Source organism: Solitalea koreensis, assembly GCF_900182575.1.
Lineage (GTDB): Bacteria > Bacteroidota > Bacteroidia > Sphingobacteriales > Sphingobacteriaceae > Solitalea > Solitalea koreensis.
In genome coordinates, this window is sequence record NZ_FXSZ01000004.1 from 304150 (window position 1) to 325772 (window position 21623).

14 protein-coding genes are annotated in these 21623 nt (G+C 38.1%); all 14 read left to right on the forward strand.

The window, feature by feature from the left end; genetic code table 11:
* Positions 1–38 precede the first annotated feature (38 nt).
* The 14 genes from dut to feoB all read left to right on the forward strand — a co-directional run bounded on the left by dut (position 39) and on the right by feoB (position 21571).
* Positions 39–473, forward strand: a complete 435-nt coding sequence (gene dut / locus FN756_RS08630) for a dUTP diphosphatase (protein WP_142603320.1) — start codon at positions 39–41, stop codon at positions 471–473.
* Positions 474–578: 105 nt separating this feature from the next.
* Positions 579–2309: a tetratricopeptide repeat protein gene (locus FN756_RS08635; RefSeq protein ID WP_142603322.1), complete on the forward strand. Its 1731-nt coding sequence runs from the start codon at positions 579–581 to the stop codon at positions 2307–2309.
* Positions 2287–3081, forward strand: coding sequence for a DUF4292 domain-containing protein (locus FN756_RS08640; protein ID WP_142603324.1), 795 nt, complete (start codon positions 2287–2289; stop codon positions 3079–3081). Before FN756_RS08635 ends, FN756_RS08640 begins: the two co-directional genes overlap by 23 nt.
* Positions 3082–3083: 2 nt before the next feature.
* Positions 3084–4391, forward strand: coding sequence for a murein hydrolase activator EnvC family protein (locus FN756_RS08645; RefSeq protein ID WP_142603327.1), 1308 nt, complete (start codon positions 3084–3086; stop codon positions 4389–4391).
* 147 nt (positions 4392–4538) lie between these two features.
* Positions 4539–4772, forward strand: coding sequence for a Sec-independent protein translocase subunit TatA/TatB (locus tag FN756_RS08650; RefSeq protein ID WP_142603329.1), 234 nt, complete (start codon positions 4539–4541; stop codon positions 4770–4772).
* Positions 4773–4827: 55 nt separating this feature from the next.
* Complete coding sequence (gene gatA / locus FN756_RS08655) at positions 4828–6255, forward strand: Asp-tRNA(Asn)/Glu-tRNA(Gln) amidotransferase subunit GatA (RefSeq protein ID WP_142603331.1); 1428 nt, start codon at positions 4828–4830, stop codon at positions 6253–6255.
* A gap of 176 nt (positions 6256–6431) precedes the next feature.
* On the forward strand, positions 6432–7847 hold the full coding sequence (locus tag FN756_RS08660; protein WP_142603333.1) for a LysM peptidoglycan-binding domain-containing protein: 1416 nt from the start codon (positions 6432–6434) through the stop codon (positions 7845–7847).
* A gap of 315 nt (positions 7848–8162) precedes the next feature.
* A complete protein-coding gene (locus FN756_RS08665; RefSeq protein WP_142603335.1) occupies positions 8163–10430 on the forward strand; it encodes an NADP-dependent malic enzyme in 2268 nt (755 codons plus the stop codon).
* 105 nt (positions 10431–10535) lie between these two features.
* The gene (gene ruvA / locus FN756_RS08670) at positions 10536–11138 is read left to right on the forward strand and encodes a Holliday junction branch migration protein RuvA (RefSeq protein ID WP_142603337.1); all 603 of its coding nucleotides are present in this window, start codon (positions 10536–10538) and stop codon (positions 11136–11138) included.
* A gap of 75 nt (positions 11139–11213) precedes the next feature.
* Positions 11214–18194 carry a T9SS outer membrane translocon Sov/SprA gene (gene sov, locus FN756_RS08675; RefSeq protein ID WP_449441399.1) on the forward strand — a complete coding sequence of 2327 codons (6981 nt, stop codon included), beginning with the start codon at positions 11214–11216 and terminating at the stop codon, positions 18192–18194.
* Between the two features lie 43 nt (positions 18195–18237).
* Complete coding sequence (gcvH, locus tag FN756_RS08680; RefSeq protein ID WP_142603339.1) at positions 18238–18618, forward strand: glycine cleavage system protein GcvH; 381 nt, start codon at positions 18238–18240, stop codon at positions 18616–18618.
* A gap of 66 nt (positions 18619–18684) precedes the next feature.
* A complete protein-coding gene (locus FN756_RS08685) occupies positions 18685–19020 on the forward strand; it encodes a VanZ family protein (RefSeq protein WP_142603342.1) in 336 nt (111 codons plus the stop codon).
* A 212-nt stretch (positions 19021–19232) separates the two neighbouring features.
* Positions 19233–19454: a FeoA family protein gene (locus FN756_RS08690; protein ID WP_142603344.1), complete on the forward strand. Its 222-nt coding sequence runs from the start codon at positions 19233–19235 to the stop codon at positions 19452–19454.
* A 2-nt stretch (positions 19455–19456) separates the two neighbouring features.
* Positions 19457–21571, forward strand: a complete 2115-nt coding sequence (gene feoB, locus FN756_RS08695) for a ferrous iron transport protein B (protein WP_142603346.1) — start codon at positions 19457–19459, stop codon at positions 21569–21571.
* Positions 21572–21623 lie beyond the last annotated feature (52 nt).

Sequence of the window (21623 nt, forward strand, 5' to 3'; positions counted from 1 at the left end):
AGTAAATAGAATTGATTAAAAAATAAACAAACAATACATTGAAAATTAGAGTTATAAACGAGTCCAATAATCCTCTTCCATCGTACGAAACAGTAGCCTCTGCAGGAATGGATCTACGTGCTTTCTTGGAAGAAACGATTATTATAAAACCATTTGAACGCAAACTGATCCCTACCGGCTTATCAATGGAGATTCCGATTGGTTATGAGGCCCAAATTCGTCCTCGTAGCGGTTTAGCGTTGAAACATGGCATTACGGTACTTAACACTCCGGGCACAATTGATGCAGATTATCGTGGAGAAGTTAAAGTATTATTGATAAATTTATCTGATCAAAACTTTGTGGTAAACAGCGGTGATCGCGTTGCACAGATGATCATTGCCAGTCATGAGCAACCCGGTTGGCTTGAAGTGGAAGAGTTATCGGAAACTGAACGCGGAGCTGGTGGCTATGGCCATACAGGAATTAAATAAATCTTTATAGCAGTGGTAATACCAGGTAGATTTAGTCGTTATTTTAATTAAGGACTGAATTTATCTGGTCTCTGTTAAAAGTTTTGGATGTATAACTAAGTTAGGGTGAAATTTCAAAGAATTACCGGCCTTTTACTACTTACGGTGGCGTTTGCATCCTCTGCTGGATTGGCGCAATCTGTTAAAGCCCGCAAACAGCCTATTAGTTCCTATACATTATCGGATAGTAGCAGATACAAGACTTACTTTTTAAATGGATTGCGTGAAAAAATGTTGGGTAATACCAATGGAGCAATTCGTAACTTCTTACTTTGTATAGATGCTAATCCGAATGCCGATGCTGCCTATTATGAATTAGCTCAAACCTACCTTTCGCTTGATCAGGCCGAGCAAGCTTTACCTGTAGTTAATAAAGCCGTAAGATTAAATGCTGAACAAAGTTGGTATTTTATACTAAAAGCTAATATACAAGAACGTTTAGGTCAATATTTACAGGCAGCAGATACTTACGGGAAGATAAAAGTGCTCCTTCCTGATGATGAGGATAATTATTATGCACAAGCCAATGCTTATACTTTAGGTGGCAAGCCTGAAGAAGCCATGCGTGTTTTTAGGCAATTGGAGATTCGTTTCGGATCAAGTGATGAACTTACACTTCAGCGACAGAAATTATTTATTCGAACAGGGAACATCGCTGAGGCAACCAAAGAAATGGAAATTCTTATCAGGCAGAACCCTGATGAGTTGCGTTACTATATGATGGCTGGAGAGTTGTATGATTCCAATAATTTGCCTGAAAAAGCATTCGAAAAATACCAGCAAGCACTTAAAATTGATCCAACAAACGGCTATGTACATTTAGCCTTAGCTGATTATTATAAAGATAAAGGGAATACCATAACCGTTTTTGAAGAAGTTAAAAAAGCTTTTTTCTCAGATGATATTGATCTGGATACAAAAGTTAGGTTGATGTACTCCAACTATGTTAATCCTCGCGAACAGTCAATTAAAGCAGATGCTTTTCTGCTTTCTAATATTTTAGTTGCAAAGTATCCTAAAGAAGGACGTGTTTTTGCCATAAACGGCGACTTCTTATTCATGATTAACAGGAAAGAAGATGCCGCCGAAGCCTACAAAAAAGCAATAGCCCTGGATAAAAAAAATTATACTATTTGGGAACAACTAGCCCGCATTCAGTTCAGTATTTCTGATTATCAGGGGGTTCAGGAAACCTGTGACGAAGCTATACTTTATTATCCTGATAAAGCAATGCTCTATCTGTACAATGGAATGGCTAAAAAACAACTTGGGAACTCAAAAGAGGCAATACTAGCTTACACTCAGGGATTAACGTATTGTAACAATTCTATTGATCTGCAAACTCAATTTTATTCCAATATGGGTGATGCATATCATGCCATTGGGAATTATCAGGAGTCGGATAAAGCATATGATAAGTCCTTGGATTTAAATCCTAATAATGCGTTTGTTCTCAATAATTACGCTTTTTATTTAAGTTTACGAGGGAAAGATCTCGATAAAGCTGAACGCATGATAAGAAAGGCTAATGCACTTGAGCAAGGAAATTCATCTTATGAAGATACTTACGCCTGGGTTCTCTATAAGTTAGGCCGTTATGCAGATGCCCGTATCTGGATTGAAAAAGCTATGAGAAATAATTCAAATAGTGCTACTTTAGCCGAACATTATGGCGATATACTCTTCAAATTAGGCTATAGAGATATGGCAATTAGTAATTGGAAGAAAGCCAGGGAGTTTGGAAGCAAATCGGAGTCGTTAGAAAGAAAAATAAATGATCAGGCATTACACGATTAAACCACTAATATTACTATCACTATCTATTTCTTTATTTGCTTGCAAAGCAAAAAAAGGTATTGTTGAAAACAAACCGATAAACAAAAAGGAACTTTCAGAAGTCGAAAAAGCTAAGGTTTTATTTAATTCGAAAAGCGACAACGCTGAGCTTGCCTATGAATATTTTACGGCCAGAGGCAAAGTAGGGCTTGTGGTTGATGGCAAAACAACCAATGCAAGTCTTAATTTGAGAATGAAAAAAGATAAAGTGATTTGGGCCTCAATTGGTTTAATTGGAATAGAGGGTGCGCGTGCTTTAATAACTCCCGACAGTGTTAGAATAATTATACGTTTTGGAAATAATTCGTACTTCAATAAAAGCTTTGATTATATTCGTCAGATCACCAATAAAAACATTGATTTTAAAACCTTGCAGGCTATTCTTGTTGGTAACAAGTTGTATAACTTCACCGATAGTGCAGATCAATTCAAAATACAGGATTTATTATATGTAATTACGGGAGTAAAAGATAGTCTGCAGTATGTTTTCAATTACAACAATTACTATAAAACAGAGAGTTTTAATGTTACCAATACTGCAGTTGGGCAGAACTTGGATATCCATTATGGTGGATTTAGTACATTTGCCGATAAATTGGTTCCGCAGGAAGTGAATGCGGCAGCCACATCTGCTGGAAAACAGATTGGTTTAGAAATCAGATATAATAAAATAGGGATTAATGAACCGGTAGATTTTCCATTTTCAGTACCAAAAAGGCTTAATAAGAATTAATAATGCATTTTACATCTAAAAAAAAATTTCTTTCAGCTCTATTTATAGTTTTTCTTTTATTACTATCTGTTTCGGGGCATTCACAAAGCCGTGCAGAGTTGGAGAAGAAAAAAAAGCAATTGAATCAAGATATTGAGTACACCAATAAAATCTTGAAGCAAACGCAGAATGAAAAAAATACTTCTTTAAAGGAACTGAAAGCATTAACCAGCCAAATTAAAACGCGTGAGAAGTTGATTGGAAACATCAATTCTCAATTAAGGGTTCTCGATGGAGAAATTACCCAAAAAAATCGGAATATATCTTCCTTGCAAGCACAGTTAGAGCAACTCAAAAAGGAGTATGCTGCTATGGTGTTATTTGCGTATCGCAATCAAAATGCCTATAATAAATTGATGTTTGTTTTTGCGGCAAAAGATTTTAACCAGGCGTATAAGCGCATGAAATATCTTCAGCAGTTTGGAACGTTTCGTCGCAAGCAGGCCAATTATATTGAGTCCACTCAAAAGTCGCTGAATATTAAGGTGATGGAACTCAATACCAATAAGCAGGAGAAAAAGGGCTTGTTAACTGAAGAACAAAAGCAAAAAACAACTCTTACTGTTGAAAAAAATAAACAATCAAAAGTAGTGGGCGCATTGCAAAGCCGTGAAAAATACTTGCGCCAGCAACTTGCCCAAAAACAAAAAGAAGCACAAAAGTTAAATAAAGCTATTCAAACCGCTATTCGTCGTGAAATTGAAGAAGCGCAACGTAAAGCGGAGGAAGAAGTCCGTCGTAAGGCCGAAGCAGAGGCTAAAGCGAACGCATTAGCTGGAAACATTACCAAACCTGCAGCTGCCCCGGTCAAATCAGCAACCGGAACCAGTGCGCTGTCTGCTACTCCTGAAGCCGCTAAGCTGTCGGCCGATTTCCTGGGTAATCGTGGCCGTTTGCCTTGGCCGGTTGAACGTGGAATTATTGTGGAGCATTTTGGAACACACCCTCATCCTGTTCTTCCTAAAGTAATGGTTGAAACTCAAGGTGTTGATATTAAAACAAGCCCTGGAGCCACCATACGTGCGGTTTTTGCAGGGGAGGTATCTTTGGTTACATCGGATGGCCCTAATGTAGCCGTGTTGATTAAGCATGGAGAGTTTTTTACAGTTTATGCGAACCTTAAATCGGCCAGTGTGTCCAAAGGGCAAAAAGTTACGGTTAAACAAACAATAGGTACAATCGCTACTGATGCAGAAGGAAATACGGAGCTCGATTTTCAAATTTGGCGTGGAACCAATAAGATGGATCCGGAAGCATGGTTAGCGAATTAGTGTTTGCGAGAGATAATTTCATTTAATCTTCATAAACGATTCGTCACTTTGCTTAATCAGTAATTTATCTAAAGTCCTTACGGACAATAGGATTCAAATAAGCGCTCAGAAAAAAAAATGTAGTATATTTGTCAAAATTTTTAAACAATGTTAAACAACAGCTTATTATTTTTAAATCTAGGAACCGGCGAGCTCGTATTGATCATGTTGGTTGTTTTATTACTTTTTGGTGGTAAAAAATTACCTGAACTTGCACGCGGTCTTGGTCGTGGTATCCGTGAGTTTAAAGATGCTTCTGAAGGAATTAAACAAGAATTACACGATAGCATGAATAAACCTGCTGAGGGTAATAATTCAAATCCTAACAAGGATCAGCAATAATACGTTCAATTCACAATTCATCTTTTCAGTTTAAAGAATATTGCTTTTTTAGACATTGTACCTATACGACTCCCTGGCATCAATATTATCTGATATTGAAGGCAAATCCACATCGGTTATACAGTTAGTAGAATATCATCTTGAACGCATTGAGGAGCATAAGCACCTCAATGCGTTTATAGAAATATATACAACTGAAGCACGTGAACAAGCCAAGCTTGTTGACCAAAAAATCAAAGAAGGTAAAGCCGGAAAGCTTGCCGGAATGGTTATTGGATTAAAAGACAACATTTGTTATCAAGAGCATCAAGTTAGTGCCGCATCGAAAATCCTCGACGGATTCACTTCCCTTTATTCAGCTACAGTAGTTCAACGCTTATTAGAGCAAGATGCGGTTATTATCGGCCGTTTAAACTGTGATGAATTTGCGATGGGAGCATCAAACGAGACTTCATTTTATGGACCCGTATTGAATGCGGCTGATGCGACCAAAGTATCTGGAGGTTCTTCCGGAGGTTCTGCTGTTGCTGTTCAGGCAGACATGTGTCATGCTGCACTTGGCACAGATACAGGCGGTTCTGTGCGTCAACCTGCCGCTTTTTGTGGGGTAGTAGGTTTAAAGCCAAGCTATGGAAGGGTATCTCGTCATGGAATCATTGCTTATGCTTCTTCTTTCGATCAGGTTGGCCCAATTACCAAAAGTGTTGAAGATGCTGCGCTTCTGCTCGAAGTAATAGCAGGAAAAGATGAATTCGACAGTACGGTTTCTTCAGTTCCTGTGGCTGAATACTCGAAAAATCTGGCTTTCAACGGAAAAGCACGAATAGCTTATCTGAGTGAAACGCTTGAAAGTGAAGGCCTCGATCCGGAAATCAAGGCTTCTATGTTGAAAAACATGGATCTTTTGAGGAAAGATGGTCACATTGTTGAAGAGGCGCATTTCCCTTATCTTGATTACGTAGTACCTACTTATTATATACTTACAGCGGCAGAAGCATCATCCAACCTGGCAAGGTATGATGGTGTACACTTTGGATATTTAAGTCCTAACGCTAATGATTTAGAGCGTACTTATAAGAAATCACGTACAGAAGGTTTTGGGCTTGAAGTGAAACGCAGGATTATGCTCGGTGCTTTTGTATTAAGTGCCGGATATTATGATGCTTATTATGCAAAGGCGCAAAAAGTAAGACGATTAATTCGTGATAATCTAAATGATATTTTAACTAATTATGATTTCATTTTGCTCCCTAATGCCCCCACCACGGCATGGAAATTAGGAGAGAAAATGGAGGATCCGGTTGTAATGTACTTAGCTGATATTTTTACTGTTCAGGCATCTTTAGCCGGGCTGCCAGCTATTTCTATTCCGGTTGGAGATCACTCAAATGGTTTACCAATTGGGTTGCAGTTGATTGGCAGGAAATTTGAAGAAGAAAATTTACTTGCCTTTTCGAAAACATTACTGCATCTAAATAAATAACCATAACTCTAGTTTAGGCAAGTTGGGTTAAATTAATTTAATCCAACTTTTTTTTGCACTGCTCGTATAAAAAAATGCTAACCGTTTGTGTTATGCATGAATAGTAGTTGCATGTGTTTTTTGAAGTTAAACAGATCATGTAGCATATAAGGAAATTAGTCAACTAATTACATAACATGAACAGATCTTTATTCGCACTCGCCTTCCTTTCTTTACCTTTTGCGACGCTGGCCAATAGCGGAGTTCATCCTCTCAATAGTAGGAATACTAAACTCAACGGAAGCTCAATACTTGATTCTACCTTATTGGCTGATGGTGAGGTAACTAAAGAAAATTCTTCAGCTAAGCCCAAAGACACTTTATTTGTTTTATCATCCGATCCGGCAGAAGTTATTATGTCGGAAAGTGATATTATTAAGGGGAGATTGGATTCAATTAAGAGTCAGATCCCGATGGATTATAATGAATATGTACAAGCTTATATTGATTTATATATCAATAAGCGAAAAGGATTGGTGGCGCGTATGCTTGGAACGGGGAAATATTATTTTCCAATTTTTGAAAAATATTTAAGTGAAGAAGGACTGCCCATAGAGTTAAAATATTTACCCGTTATAGAGTCTGCATTAAATGCTAATGCTGTATCCAAAGTAGGAGCAACAGGATTATGGCAATTCATGTATGGTACAGCCAAAATGTACGACATGAACATGAATTATTATATTGATGAGCGTCGTGACCCAGTCGCATCAACTATCGCTGCTACTCAATTTTTGGGCGATCTTTATGATCGCTATAGCGACTGGTTACTTGCAATTGCAGCTTACAATTGTGGTCCTGGTAATGTAGATCGGGCAATTTCGAGAGCAGGAGGAAGTAACAGTTTTTGGGACATCCGTCCATATCTGCCAAGAGAAACGGCTAATTATGTTCCTGCATTTATTGCCGCAACTTACGCCATGACTTATGCTGAAGAAAATGACATTGTTGCTGAAGAACCTGAGTTTTCTTCCGAAACTGATACGGTTTTAGTTAATCGTTCTATTTCTCTCCCCAAATTAGCAAGTACCCTTAATCTTTCTGATAGTGAGTTAAAGCTCCTAAACCCGAAGTATCGTAAATTGATTGTTAAAGCTACCGCTGAAACTCCTCAAACGATTGTTTTACCAAAAGCTTCGAAAGAATTTTATGCAAGTCTTGATGCCAGTGTTCTGGATAACAGTACGGTGTCTTTATCAAGTTTTAGGGAGCATGACGATTTAAGTTACTGTAAAGTTAAAAAAGGGGATAATTTAGGTTCAATAGCAAGTAGGTATAACTGTAGTACAACAGATTTAAAAAAATGGAATGGAATGCGTTCAAATAGAATTGTTGCAGGTCAAAGACTTAAAATTTATTCTTCGCGTTCCGGTTATATGGCGATAACAAAAAACTTATCAAAAACACGCACCTATAAGGTTCGTTCAGGTGATACTTTATCAACAATTGCTGCTAAATTCTCTGGTATGACTGTTGAAAAACTAAAAAAGCTAAATAATTTGAAGAATGCGAAAAATATTCGCCCAGGAATGACGCTTAAAGTAAGCATATAAACCTTATTTTCCTTTCTATAGCTATTTTAAGGCCTTTGCATTTTTATCGCAAAGGTCTTTTTTGTTTTTTAAGAGTTGTTTTTAAAGGATTTTATTTATTCAACTAAAAGTTTTTTCCTTCTATCTTATTTGATGAATTACTAATATAACTACTTGATTTATAATCTTACTTAAAGGAAATTATTGCGCTGTTATAATAGGTTTAGAAATAGGTTGATCCTTTAAATTGTTATCAAACAACCAGGGCTTTCAATATTAAACTGTGATTGTTCAGAGTAATTTATATTTTTGGCGATTCACTAAGTAACATATACAATGAGTAAGACCTCACGTAAGCAGGATGCCCTCGATTATCACCAACAGGGCCGTCCAGGCAAAATTGAAGTTGTACCTACAAAATCAACTAATTCACAACGAGATTTATCGTTAGCCTATTCTCCCGGAGTTGCTGTACCATGTTTGAAAATAGCAGAGAATGTTGACGATGTTTATAAGTATACAGCAAAAGGTAATCTGGTTGCTGTAATAAGTAACGGAACTGCTGTTCTTGGTCTTGGTAATATTGGTCCGGAGGCAGGTAAGCCGGTTATGGAAGGAAAAGGTGTATTATTCAAGATCTTTGCAGATATTGATGTTTTTGATATTGAATTAAATGTTACTGATGTTGATGAATTTGTACGCACCGTTAAAGCTTTAGAGCCGACTTTCGGGGGTATTAATCTTGAAGATATTAAAGCACCAGAATGCTTTGAAATTGAGCGTCGTTTGAAAAACGAATTGAACATCCCTGTAATGCATGATGACCAACACGGTACAGCTATCATCTCAGGTGCAGCATTGCTTAATGCGCTTGAACTTCAGGGAAAGAAAATTGAAGAAGCAAGAATTGTTGTTTGTGGAGCTGGTGCAGCGGCGGTTTCATGTACAAAACTGTACATCTCTTTAGGAGCTAGCAAGGAAAATATCGTGATGACCGATAGCAAAGGTGTTATTCGTGCTGATCGTGAGAATCTTGATGCTTCCAAACGTGAATTTGCAACCAATAGAACAGATATATATAGCCTGGCAGATGCTATGAAGGATGCCGATGTATTCATTGGTCTTTCTACAGCAGGAACGGTTTCTGTTGACATGTTGAAAGACATGGCTCCAAAACCTATTGTTTTTGCCATGGCTAATCCCGATCCTGAGGTTCCATATGATGTGGCTATCGCTACGCGTGAGGATATTATTATGGCTACAGGTCGTTCCGATTACCCTAATCAGGTTAACAATGTACTAGGATTTCCTTATATTTTCCGTGGAGCCTTAGATGTAATGGCCACCCAAATTAATGAGGAAATGAAATTGGGGGCAGTACATGCTATTGCTGATCTTGCCAAAAAACCAGTGCCAGAGGCAGTGAACTTAGCGTATAATCAACGAAATATTGTGTTTGGAAAAGACTATATTATTCCAAAACCGCTTGATTTACGCCTGATTTCGCATGTAGCGCCTGCAGTAGCTAAAGCCGCCATGGATTCAGGTGTGGCTCGCAAACAGATTACTGATTGGGATGCTTATATTGAGTCACTGAAAAAACGGTTAGGGGTTGATGATAAGTTGATGCGCAATATTGCTCAACGCGCTAAATCTAATCCTCAGCGTATTGTATTTGCAGAGGCTGATAACTATAAGATGTTGAAGGCGGCCCAAATTGTTAAGGAAGAGGGTATTGCTATTCCAATTTTACTAGGAAAAAGAGAAAAAATCCAAAGTATTATTGCTGAATACAGTCTTGAATTGGATGATGTACAAATCATTGATCCACGGGATCCGTCTACTGATGTAACAAAATTTGCGGAGAATCTTCTCGAAAAACGTCAGCGTCGCGGAATGACATTGTACGAAGCTAATAAGTTATGCCGCGATCGTAATTACTACGGTTCTTACATGGTCGAGCTTGGTTTGGCAGATGGTATGATTTCAGGTTTAACTAAGAACTACAAAGACGTTATTAAACCAGCACTTCAGGTAATTGGAACAGATCCGAATGTGAAAAAGGTGGCAGGTATGTACATGATGCTATCGAAGAAAGGACCTTTGTTCTTTGCTGATACTACCGTGAACATGAATCCAAGTGTTAACGAAATTGTTGATATTACGGTTATGCTTAACCAAGCTGTAAATCGTTTCAACATTAAGCCTAGAATTGCATTACTTTCTTATTCTAATTTTGGTTCAAGTGAAGGAGAGGAAGCTGTAAAAATGCGTGAAGCTGCCGAAATTCTTCACCGCGAGTACCCTGGAATTTTAGTTGATGGAGAAGTGCAGGCCAATTTTGCTATTAACCCCGAAATGATGAAGGAGAACTTTCCGTTCTCAACACTAGTCGGAGAACCCGCCAATACGCTCATTTTCCCTAATCTTGCATCAGGGAATATCGCCTATAAATTATTACAAGAAGCCGGAGGAGCCGAAGCCGTTGGGCCTATTTTGTTGGGTTTAAACAAGCCGGTTCATATTTTGCAGCTGGGTAGTTCAGTGCGCGAAATTGTGAACATGGTAACAATTGCTGTAGTTGATGCACAACAAAGGGCATAAATATTTTGAGAGTTTAAAATAAAGCATTAATATGCAGGATGGTAGGAATAATTCGGGGTTGCCTTAAAACCCTAAATTTTCTACTCTTAACAAAATTTTAGGTGCATGATTGCTTACGTTCAGGGAAAATTAGCTTTTAAATGTCCTACTCACGTTATCATTGATACCGGTGGCGTAGGTTTTCACATTAATATTTCATTAAATACTTATTCGCGTATTGCTGAGCCGGAAGAAACCGGCTCAACTGCGTTAAAGCTGTATACATATCTTCATGTGAAAGAAGATGCTCACACTTTGTATGGTTTTGCCGAGGAGGGGGAACGACGCTTATTTACGCATTTGCTTTCTGTATCAGGAATTGGACCCAATACCTGTAGGATGATACTTTCATCAATTACTCCGCAAGAAATGGAACAGGCCATCATTCGAGGGGAAGTAGGTTTAATCCAACGCATTAAAGGAATTGGTCCAAAATCTGCACAGCGCATTATACTTGAACTGCAAGATAAATTAAAAAAAGAAGGCCCGGGTTCGCTGATTTCTGTTCCTGTGAACAATACCGTAAAGGACGAGTCGTTATCAGCATTGGTGATGTTGGGGTTTGCTAAAAATTTGGCCGAGAAAGTACTGGATAAACTTATGAAAAATGATAATGATACGAATTTTACGGTTGAAAGCTTGATTAAAGCAGCTCTTAAAAATCTCTAAAACAAATAATTAGATTATCGACGAAACTTTTACTTAGGCGGCTTGAAAACTATTTTGTTACGTGTCTTATGTTTAATGATGTTTTTCTTGTTAACTACAGGGAACACTTCGTTGTTAGCACAGGTAATCAATAATAAGGATTCTGTTAAGCTTAAATATCCCATCAAAGAGCGAAAGGATGTATTGAGCAGATTCAATAATACTATCGGTTTAAAGGATCCTGTAAATATCCGCCGTAAAGTTGAATACGATCCTACTACAAACACCTACGAAATTACTGAAACGGTAGGAGGTCGCTATTACCGTTTACCTCAACGATTAACTTTTGCAGAATATCAGAAATATCAGCTAGAAGAAGCAAAGCAAAACTATTGGCTTCAGAAATCAGGTCAGGAAAATAGCATTGTGCAGAGCCGAGGCATTTTGCCTAAGCTTGACCTACAGAGTAAAGCACTGGATAACCTATTTGGAAGTAGTGTGATAGATATTCGGCCACAAGGTTTTGCCGAAATAAATCTTTCTGAACGATTTAATAAAAACGAAAATCCTCTGTTTAATGAGCGTCAACGCAGTCAAAGCAATCTTGATTTTGATGAACGGATTCAATTAAGTTTAGTTGGACAAATCGGAGATAAATTAAAAATTAACACCAATTTCAATACTCAAGCACAGTTTGATTTTGAGAATCAGATTAAGTTTGAATATACCGGTAAAGAGGATGAAATCATTCGTAAAATTGAAGTAGGTAATGTTAGCATGCCACTTTATGGCTCATTGATTACCGGCAGCCAGAGTTTATTCGGTATTAAAAGTCAGCTGCAGTTTGGTAAATTGGGAGTAACCAGTGTTTTTTCTCAACAAAAAAGCCAGGTTAAAGAGATCAGTATTTCAAATGGAGCACAGGAGAATGAATATCGTTTTCAAGCTGATGCATACGATGCCAATCGTCACTATTTTCTTTCTACCTACTTCAGAGATAACTACGATAAAGCATTAAGAAGCCTGCCTACTATCAGTTCTGGAATAATGATTAATAAGATAGAGGTTTGGATTACGAATAAAACCAATAATAATACCGACTCTCGCGATATCATCGCTTTCATTGATTTAGGCGAAAACAAGGTTTATAACAATGCTCTGTTTCAAGGAGGAGCCGGATATGCGTCAAATCCATCCGGATTCAATGATCCAACTGGTACAAGTCTTCAATCCAATAATATATTAAATGTTCTTCCTCCCAATTTTCGGAACTCAAATGACAATACCATTGGAAGTTTTTTCTTAGGTTCAGGAGGTGGTGATAACTATGCAAAGCTTACCTATGCTCGTAAATTAACAGAACGAGAATTTAAGTTTGATCCTGTTTTAGGATACATCTCATTAAACCAGGCCCTTAATAATGACGAGGTGCTTGCCGTTGCTTACCGTTATACGTTAAATGGAGTTGAATATCAGGTTGGAGAATTTTCTACCGATGTTCCTTTAGATCCGGCAAGACCAAAAGTATTATACACCAAATTACTTAAAAACGAAACGCTAAAAACGTCATTGCCTACCTGGGACTTGATGATGAAAAACATTTACAGCTTAAACGCTTACCAGATTAGCCCTGAGAGTTTCCGTTTAGAGGTGTTTCGTTTAGATGAATCTTCCGGGGTTGAACAGCCTGTAATTGCCGAAGGTGTTCGTACAAAAGGTAAGCCTTTCATTCAGTTATTAAATCTTGATCGATTGAACTCTCAACAGGCAGCACAGCCCGATGGAGTGTTTGACTTTGTTAATAAGATTACTATCAACACGGAGGAAGGCAGGATTATTTTTCCAGTGGTAGAGCCTTTTGGAAAGAATCTAAAAGATCAATTTGAACCGTCTGAAACCAATTTGATTAAAAAATACGTGTTTCAGCAATTGTATGATTCTACACGGTATCAGGCGCAGCAGTTTCCTGAAGTAAATAAATACTTTATCAAAGGTTATTATAAGTCAAACTCAAGTTCGGAATTTAATCTTAATGCTATTAATATTCCGCAAGGGTCGGTTATTGTAACGGCAGGAACAACACCATTAATTGAAGGTGCTGATTTTACGGTTGATTATAACCTGGGCAGAGTGAAAATATTAAATGAGGCGCTGCTTAATTCAAGTTTACCTCTTAAGATTCGCTTAGAAACTACGGAGTTATTTGGCTTGCAATCGCGGTCTTTAATGGGAACACGTCTCGATTATGTGGTGAATGACCATTTGAATTTAGGCGGGACTCTAATGCAGCTTAGTGAGCGTCCCTTGACGCAGAAAGTAAATATTGGTGATGAGTCCATTTCTAATACTATTTATGGGTTTGATGCAACCTATCGTTCCGAGGCTCCATTTCTAACTAAATTCATAAATAAGCTCCCCTTAATTCAAACCAAAGAAGCCTCCTCAATTACTTTTACAGGAGAATTCGCTCAATTTTTACCCGGGCATGCAAGAGCTCTAAATTTTGATGGTGAAAAGGGTGGCATTTCATATCTTGATGATTTCGAGAATTCGAAATCAATTATCGATTTAAAAAATGTTAGCAGTTGGTTTATATCTTCAACCCCGCAGCTTTTTCCGGAAGCCTCACTTGTGAATAATCGCCAATACGGATTCAATCGAGCATTGTTAAGTTTCTATACCATTGATCCCGTCTTCTACAGTATATCAAACAGTTCAACTCCTGAAAATATACGAACCAATAAAGATGAACTATCGAGCGATTATGTTCGCCAGGTAACAGAGCAGGAGGTTTTTCCTAATAAACAATCAGTAACCGGACAGCCCTTATTGCTTCCAACGTTTGATTTAGCGTACTACCCAAAATTGCGTGGCCCTTATAATTATACAACTTCCGCACTATCTGCAGACGGTTCGTTACTGAATCCCAAGACACGTTGGGGTGGCATTTTCCGTCGATTAGATCAAAATGATTTTGAGGCATTGAATGTTGAGTTTATTGAGTTCTGGGTGATGGATCCATTCTCAAAAAATCAAAATTCTACCGGCGGTGATTTATATTTTAACCTGGGGAGTGTTTCAGAAGATATATTAAAAGACGGAGCAAAAAGTGTGGAGAATGCATTGCCCGCCGATGGTGATGCAAATCAAACCAATACAACAGTTTGGGGGCGTGTTGGTAAGCAACAGCCCGTTACACAGGCTTTTGATAATGATCCGACGGCGCGTCAACGTCAGGATGTTGGTCTTGACGGAGTTGCTGATGGAGAAGAGAAAACGTTTTTTGCTGATTATTTAAATCAGCTTCGTTCTGTTTTACCGGCAGGCTCTCCTGCAGTACTCAATGCTGAAAACGACCCTTCTGGAGATAATTTTGTGTACTACCGCGGTCCGCAACTGGATGCTCAAAGGGCTTTGATTCTTGAACGATACAAGCATTACAATGGCACGGAAGGCAACTCTCGTACCAGTGAACAGTCAAGGCAGCTTATTGGGATCGAAAATGCAGCGTCCACTCCCAATCCTGATGGCGAAGATGTAAATCGTGATAATAATTCAAGTACCGCTGAAGAATATTACCAATACAAAGTTTCTATGCGGAAACAGGACTTGGTAGTAGGACAAAATTTCGTAAATGATATGGTAACCACAAAGGTTAAGTTGGATAATGGTAAAACAACCGAAGTGACCTGGTATCAATTTAAAGTGCCAATTCAGCAGTTTCAATCTCGCGAAGGAGGGATACAGGATTTTAAATCAATCCGTTTTATTCGCATGTTCATGACTGGTTTTGAAGATTCGGTAATTCTTCGTTTTGCCAAGCTTCAACTACTGCGTGGTGAATGGAGAAAATACAATGCTGAAAACAATCCTGCTCGTATTATCAAGGATCCTGCATTGCCTCCAAGTGCAAGTGATAATTCAACAGCAGATATTTCTACCATTAATATTGAAGAAAACGGAAATCGTACTCCAATTCCTTATGTATTGCCTCCAGGTATTCAACAAGAGGTTTTACAAAGCGCTTATCGTGAAAATGTAAAGCAAAATGAGCAATCATTGGTAATAGATGTCAAAAACCTAGCCGACGGTTTTGCTCGCGGGGCATATAAAAATATCAATTTTGACTTCCGGTCTTACAAAACATTGAAAATGTTTGTACATGCAGAAGGGCCCGTAAGTAATGATGATGTACACGCATTCCTTCGTTTAGGAACTGATTACAATGAGAACTATTATGAATATGATATTCCATTGCAAATTACGCCATCGGGAGCTACTAATGCTAATGTAATTTGGCCGGATGCAAATAATCTGAATATTGATTTTGCTTTGCTGCAAAATGCAAAGCGTGACAGAAATGCTGGCGAGTTTCCAATTAATAAGCCCTATTATATAAAAGACGGAAAGAATCTGGTTACCGTATTGGGGCAACCTGATCTAAGTAAAGTACGGGTCATGATGGTGGGTATTCGAAATCCGGCAAAAGGTACGTCCGCTAGTTTTGATGATGGGTTGGAAAAAAGCGCTCAGATTTGGGTTGATGAACTCCGAATTACCAATTTCGAAGAAAAAGGGGGCTGGGCCGCCACAGGGATTTTAAATATGAAAATGGCCGATTTTGCCAATGTAACCGTTGCCGGAAGCAAAAGTACATTTGGATTTGGGTCGTTAGATAAACGCATAGGACAAGTAAACCGTACAGATAATTCCAGTTATGATGTTTCAGCAAACATGGAGTTGGGTAAGCTTTTGCCTCCAAAACTAGGTATAACCATCCCTCTGTATGTTTCATATTCTCAAGATATCAAGAAACCTCAGTACAGTCCTATTTCTCCTGACTTATTACTGAGTGATGTGCTTAGGGCTGCAAGTCGCAATCAACGCGATTCTCTTGCTGCAGTAGCGAATGATGTTACGACACGTAGAAGCATCAATTTTACCAACGTTCGTAAAAACCGCGCCCCAGAAGATAAGGTTCAATTCTATGACATAGAGAATTTTAACTTTACCTATGCCTACACAGAGTTTAGCAATCGTTCTTATACCATTCAAAACAATCAGAATAAAACACATAAGGCAATTGTTGCTTATAACTTCCAAAAGCAATCAAGAAATTTTAAGCCTTTTGATAAGATTCTTAAATCAGAGCATTTGGCACTTATTCGTGATATTAACTTGAATCTATTTCCTCAGGTAGTCGATGTACAATGGTCGCTCGATCGTTTTTATAATGCATATACCTTGCGGGCAACAGAAACCAGTAATTTTTTTACAGTACCGAGTACCTATAATAAAAATTACTTCTTAAGCGGTTTATATAATGTGGGATGGGACTTGAGTAGTTCGATGAAAATGGATTATTCAGCCAGAAGTTTAGCTTCTATTGATGAACCTAATGGGCCCATTAATTCTCATGCTCGAGACTCTATTACGAGCAATCTAATGCATTTTGGACGTCCGGTTGAGTTTAGCCAGCGTGTGGGAGTTACCTATAATGTTCCGATTAATAAAATGAAATTTTTATCGTTTACATCAATGAGTGTGCGTTATGCCGTTGATTACAATTGGAGAACGGAAGCCTTGGTTACCTTGATGAGTGATACTTCTCGCTTAGGTAATACCATACAAAATGCCAGAACCGTACAATTGAACGGACAGTTGAATTTTGCTCAGTTATTCGGTAAATCAAAATGGTTGAAGGATGTTAATCCTAAGCAATTTTCTGTTGGAGATGTTTTGAAAGGTTTCTTAACGATGATTAAAAACGTTAGTGGAACCTATAGTTTGGGAGATGGAACATTCTTGCCGGGATATTTACCTCGTACATCATTTTTTGCAGGTAATCCGGGCTTAGGGTTCATGTTAGGAAGTCAAAGTGATATACGGTATAAAGTTGCATCGCAGGGTCAGTTGACAACTTATTCAGGCTTAAATGCTTCTTACATTAAGAGCTCTAAAGAGGATTTGAACTACCGGGCTATTGTTGAGCCAATCAAGGATTTCAGGATTGAACTATCAGGTACACGCGGCTTCATGCGGAATGATCAGTCCAATTTCAGGTTCGATGATATAACCAATACTTTTACAGATTTTAGTCCGGTTACTACAGGATTGTTTAATATATCAACTATTGCTTTAAATACTGCTTTTGATAACGAAAGCGGACTGAACAACGTTTCTAAAACCTTTATTAAATTCCAGGAGAATAGAATCCATATTGCTCAACGTTTAGCAAAAGAAAACCCTAACTCTTCTGGACCTCTTGATGCAGATGGTTATCCGGATGGTTATGGTAAAGCGCAGCAAGAAGTGATTGTGAATGCATTTTTATCAGCATATTTGGGTAAGGATCCTGATAAGGCCAGTCTTAAACAATTTCCGTCAATCCCATTGCCTAATTGGAGAATCACTTATAATGGTTTATCACGATTGGAACTTTTAAAAGAGATTTTCTCATCCATTAGTTTAAATCATTCGTATCGTTCACTGTACACAATTGCCAATTACAACTCATTGCTTAAGTATATGGAAGATGCTTTAGGCAAAGTGCAAACGCGTGATGTAAGCAATAACTTTTTACCTAAATATCAAGTTGGCGTTTTCAGTCTTTCTGAAGATTTTCTGCCTCTAATTGGTCTTGATTTCCGTTTCCGAAACAACATGACTGCAAATTTAGAGTGGCGTAAAAGTCGGTTGTTGAGCTACAGTACTAATAATTCGCAAATGGCACAACTTAAAGATCGTCAGATTGTGTTTGGATTTGGATATCGAACCACAAAATTCAAGCTTCCATTCCGTGTTGGTAATACCACCTCCTTGAATAATGATTTGAACTTCAAACTTGATTTTGCCCTACGCGGAAATAAAACGGTTATTTATCGTACAGATGATCCGGTTGCTCAAATTGCCGGAGGAACTAGCACCTTATCACTTCGTCCTTCCATTGATTATGTAATGAATCAACGACTTAACTTTAAAGTTTACTTTGATCGTAACGTAACTAAACCTGAAACATCAAACACCTATCAAACTTCATTTTCAAATTTTGGAGTTGGACTAAGGTTTACGTTGTAGTTTAGAAAAAGAAACGTATTTTTGGGCAAAAAAAAACAATCTTATGAATTTTCCAGCTGAATTAAAGTATACTAAAGATCACGAATGGATCAAAATTGAAGGCAATACAGCCTACATTGGTATCACTGATTTTGCTCAACGTGAGCTAGGTGATATTGTTTATGTAGATATCAACTCAATTGGTAAAACCGTAAATGAAGGTGAAATTTTCGGTACGGTTGAAGCTGTTAAAACCGTTTCGGATTTATATATGCCAGTTACCGGAGAAGTATTAGAATTCAACACGAAACTAGATACTAATCCTGAATTGGTAAATAGTGATCCATATGGCGATGGCTGGATGATTAAAATTAATGTTACAAACGTTTCTGAACTTGAAGCATTGCTTTCAGATTCTGTTTATAAAGAACAAATTGGTCAATAAAACATGCAAATGAAACATTTCCGGTATGCTTTTTTATGGATATTGGTAATTTTTATTCTATGTAATATGAGGCCCTCGGCTTTACCGAGCGCCTCATTGTTTTTTCCGGGTTTTGATAAGTTTGTGCACGTCGTGTTTTACTTCGTATTGTGCTTTCTGCTTTGCGATGCTTTTTACCGGCAACAGCGCTATGGATTATTAGGCCTTTTGCCAATTACGTTCTCTACATTTATCTGTCTGTTTTATGGTGGCTTGATCGAAGTGTTGCAAATGAAAGTGTTTACCTATCGCTCTGGCGAATGGAGTGATTTTATAGCAGATGCAATTGGCACTTTTATGGCATTGATTCCTTATTATATTTACAGGAAAATTAAACCGGCAAGTCATGAACAAAATGCTTAAACCTTTACTCATTATTGCAGCTCTTTTTATAGTTGTTTCATTAGATTCTTGTGCTGCAAATCGTTGTCATTGTCCGACGGTTAAGTATAGGATACGATAAATACTATACGATGATGCGAGCCTGTTTATTGATGACAAACAGGCTTTTTTGTGCTTACTTGGAATTAATATAAATAAGAAGTATCTTGCGTCACTCAAAAAAGATACAATTAATGAACCTGTCGGAACTTGAAATAGGAGAGAGTGGAACCATCACAGCTTTTACCGATCAGCACATGTCAATAAAGTTGATGGAAATGGGTTGCTTGCCCGGTGAAGAAGTAAGGTTAGATCAGATTGCTCCACTTGGCGATCCCATTGCTATTACTGTCTCTGGCTATAAACTTAGCTTACGTAAAACTGAAGCGGCAACAATCCTTCTTAAAAGTAATTAAGCGTGAATGGTACTTTGAAAGTTGCTTTAATCGGAAATCCGAATACCGGTAAATCAACACTCTTTAATGATCTAACAGGCCTTAATCAAAAAATAGGAAATTTTCCAGGAGTTACAGTTGATAAAAAAACTGGCTTTTCTAAAGTATCTCCTGAACTTACTGCCGAAATCATTGACCTTCCCGGAATTTATAGCTTATATGCCAAATCACGCGATGAGCAGATTGCGTTCGAGGTGTTGTACGATAAAAAAGGCAGTCTGAAACCGGATCTGGTTGTAGTCGTAGTCGACGCTTCGAATTTGAAGCGAAATATGCTTCTTTACACTCAGGTAGCCGACCTAAATATTCCTGTTATTCTTGCTTTAAATATGATTGATGTTGCGGATAGCAACGGACTGAAAATCAATATTGACAAGCTTTCAAAGAAATTGGGAGTAACCGTAATACCCGTAAACGCTCGGGATAATAAGGGTGTTGAAAAACTAAAAGAAGCAATCGCCTATTCTACAAAAATTGCTACTCAAAATAAAACTATTGAGGTAGAAGAGATTGCTCCTATGCTAATCAATGAAATCGCTGACAATTTTGAAGTGAATAGTTCTTATGAAGCCCTACAACTTGCTCATCAGCATGAAAACTTAAGTAGTTTGAGTGAAGAGCAAAGTGATTTGGTTGAAACACTTGAACAAAAATATTCTTTTCATTCCTCAAAGGCGCAAGCTCAGGAGACAATAGCCCGATACAACTTTATCAATGATCTTTTATTTGATTGTGTGAAGCAAGATGAGTCGGCAAAAGGAGAAACATTTAGCAATAAATTGGATAAGGTATTAACACATCGTGTTTTTGGGCTTATTATTTTTGTTGTGATCCTTTTCATTGTATTTCAGTCCATCTTTACTTTCGCTGAATACCCGATGAACTTTATTGAGGGATTATTTCTTCAATTGGAGCAATTGCTAGCGAATATATTGCCTGCGGGTGTATTAACTAATTTGCTTATTGATGGGGTTATTGCGGGCTTAAGCGGAGTTTTGGTTTTCGTACCACAAATCCTGATTTTATTCCTGTTTATTGCCATTTTGGAAGATACGGGATATATGGCGCGCGTTACATTCATGATGGATAAAATCATGCGTAAGGTGGGGTTGAATGGAAAATCGGTAGTACCTCTGATTAGCGGGGTTGCTTGTGCCGTTCCTGCAATTATGAGCACACGTACCATTGAAAATTGGAAAGATCGTGTAATAACCATCTTAGTAACGCCTTTAATGAGCTGTTCGGCTCGTTTGCCCGTATATACCTTATTAATCTCGCTTGTAGTTCCGAGCAAACGGTTGTTTGGGGTATTAAGCCTGCAAGGACTTACTTTGCTTGCCATGTATCTTCTCGGTTTTTTTGCAGCGATAGGAGCCGCTTGGGTGATGAAGAAGATCGTAAAGAGTAGAGAGAAGGGGTATTTCATCATGGAGTTGCCCATCTACCGCATGCCGCGTTGGTCGCATATTGGGTTACAGATGTTTGAGAAAGCAAAAACATTTGTGTTTGAAGCAGGTAAAGTAATCATTGCTGTTTCTGTAATACTTTGGGTTTTGTCAACCTATGGTCCTTCCGAAAAGATGGATGCTATTAATGCTAAATATGCTACTCCAGAAATGGCCAAGCAATTTAATCCGGATCAATTGCAGCAACATTTAAAATCAGAACGTTTAGAAGCTTCGTATGCAGGGATGCTAGGCCGTACTATAGAACCCGCAATAAGGCCTTTAGGCTACGATTGGAAAATTGGTATTGCTTTAATTACTTCTTTTGCCGCTCGTGAAGTATTCGTGGGTACTATGGCAACCATTTATAGTGTTGAAGGGGACGATAGCAATATTGTTTCCGTACGTGAAAAATTGTCTGCAGCAACCAATCCTCAAACAGGTGTAAAAGTATTTACTTTTGCTACGGCTTTTTCACTGATGATTTTTTATGCCTTTGCGATGCAGTGCATGAGTACGCTTGCGGTTGTGTATCGTGAAACCAAAAGTTGGAAGTGGCCGGTTATTATGCTGGTTTACATGACCGGTGTGGCTTATTTAGCTAGTTTGGTGGTTTATCAATTGCTGAAATAACGCTAATTCCAAATATAAATTTCGATATTCGCTTGCAAACATCACCAATATC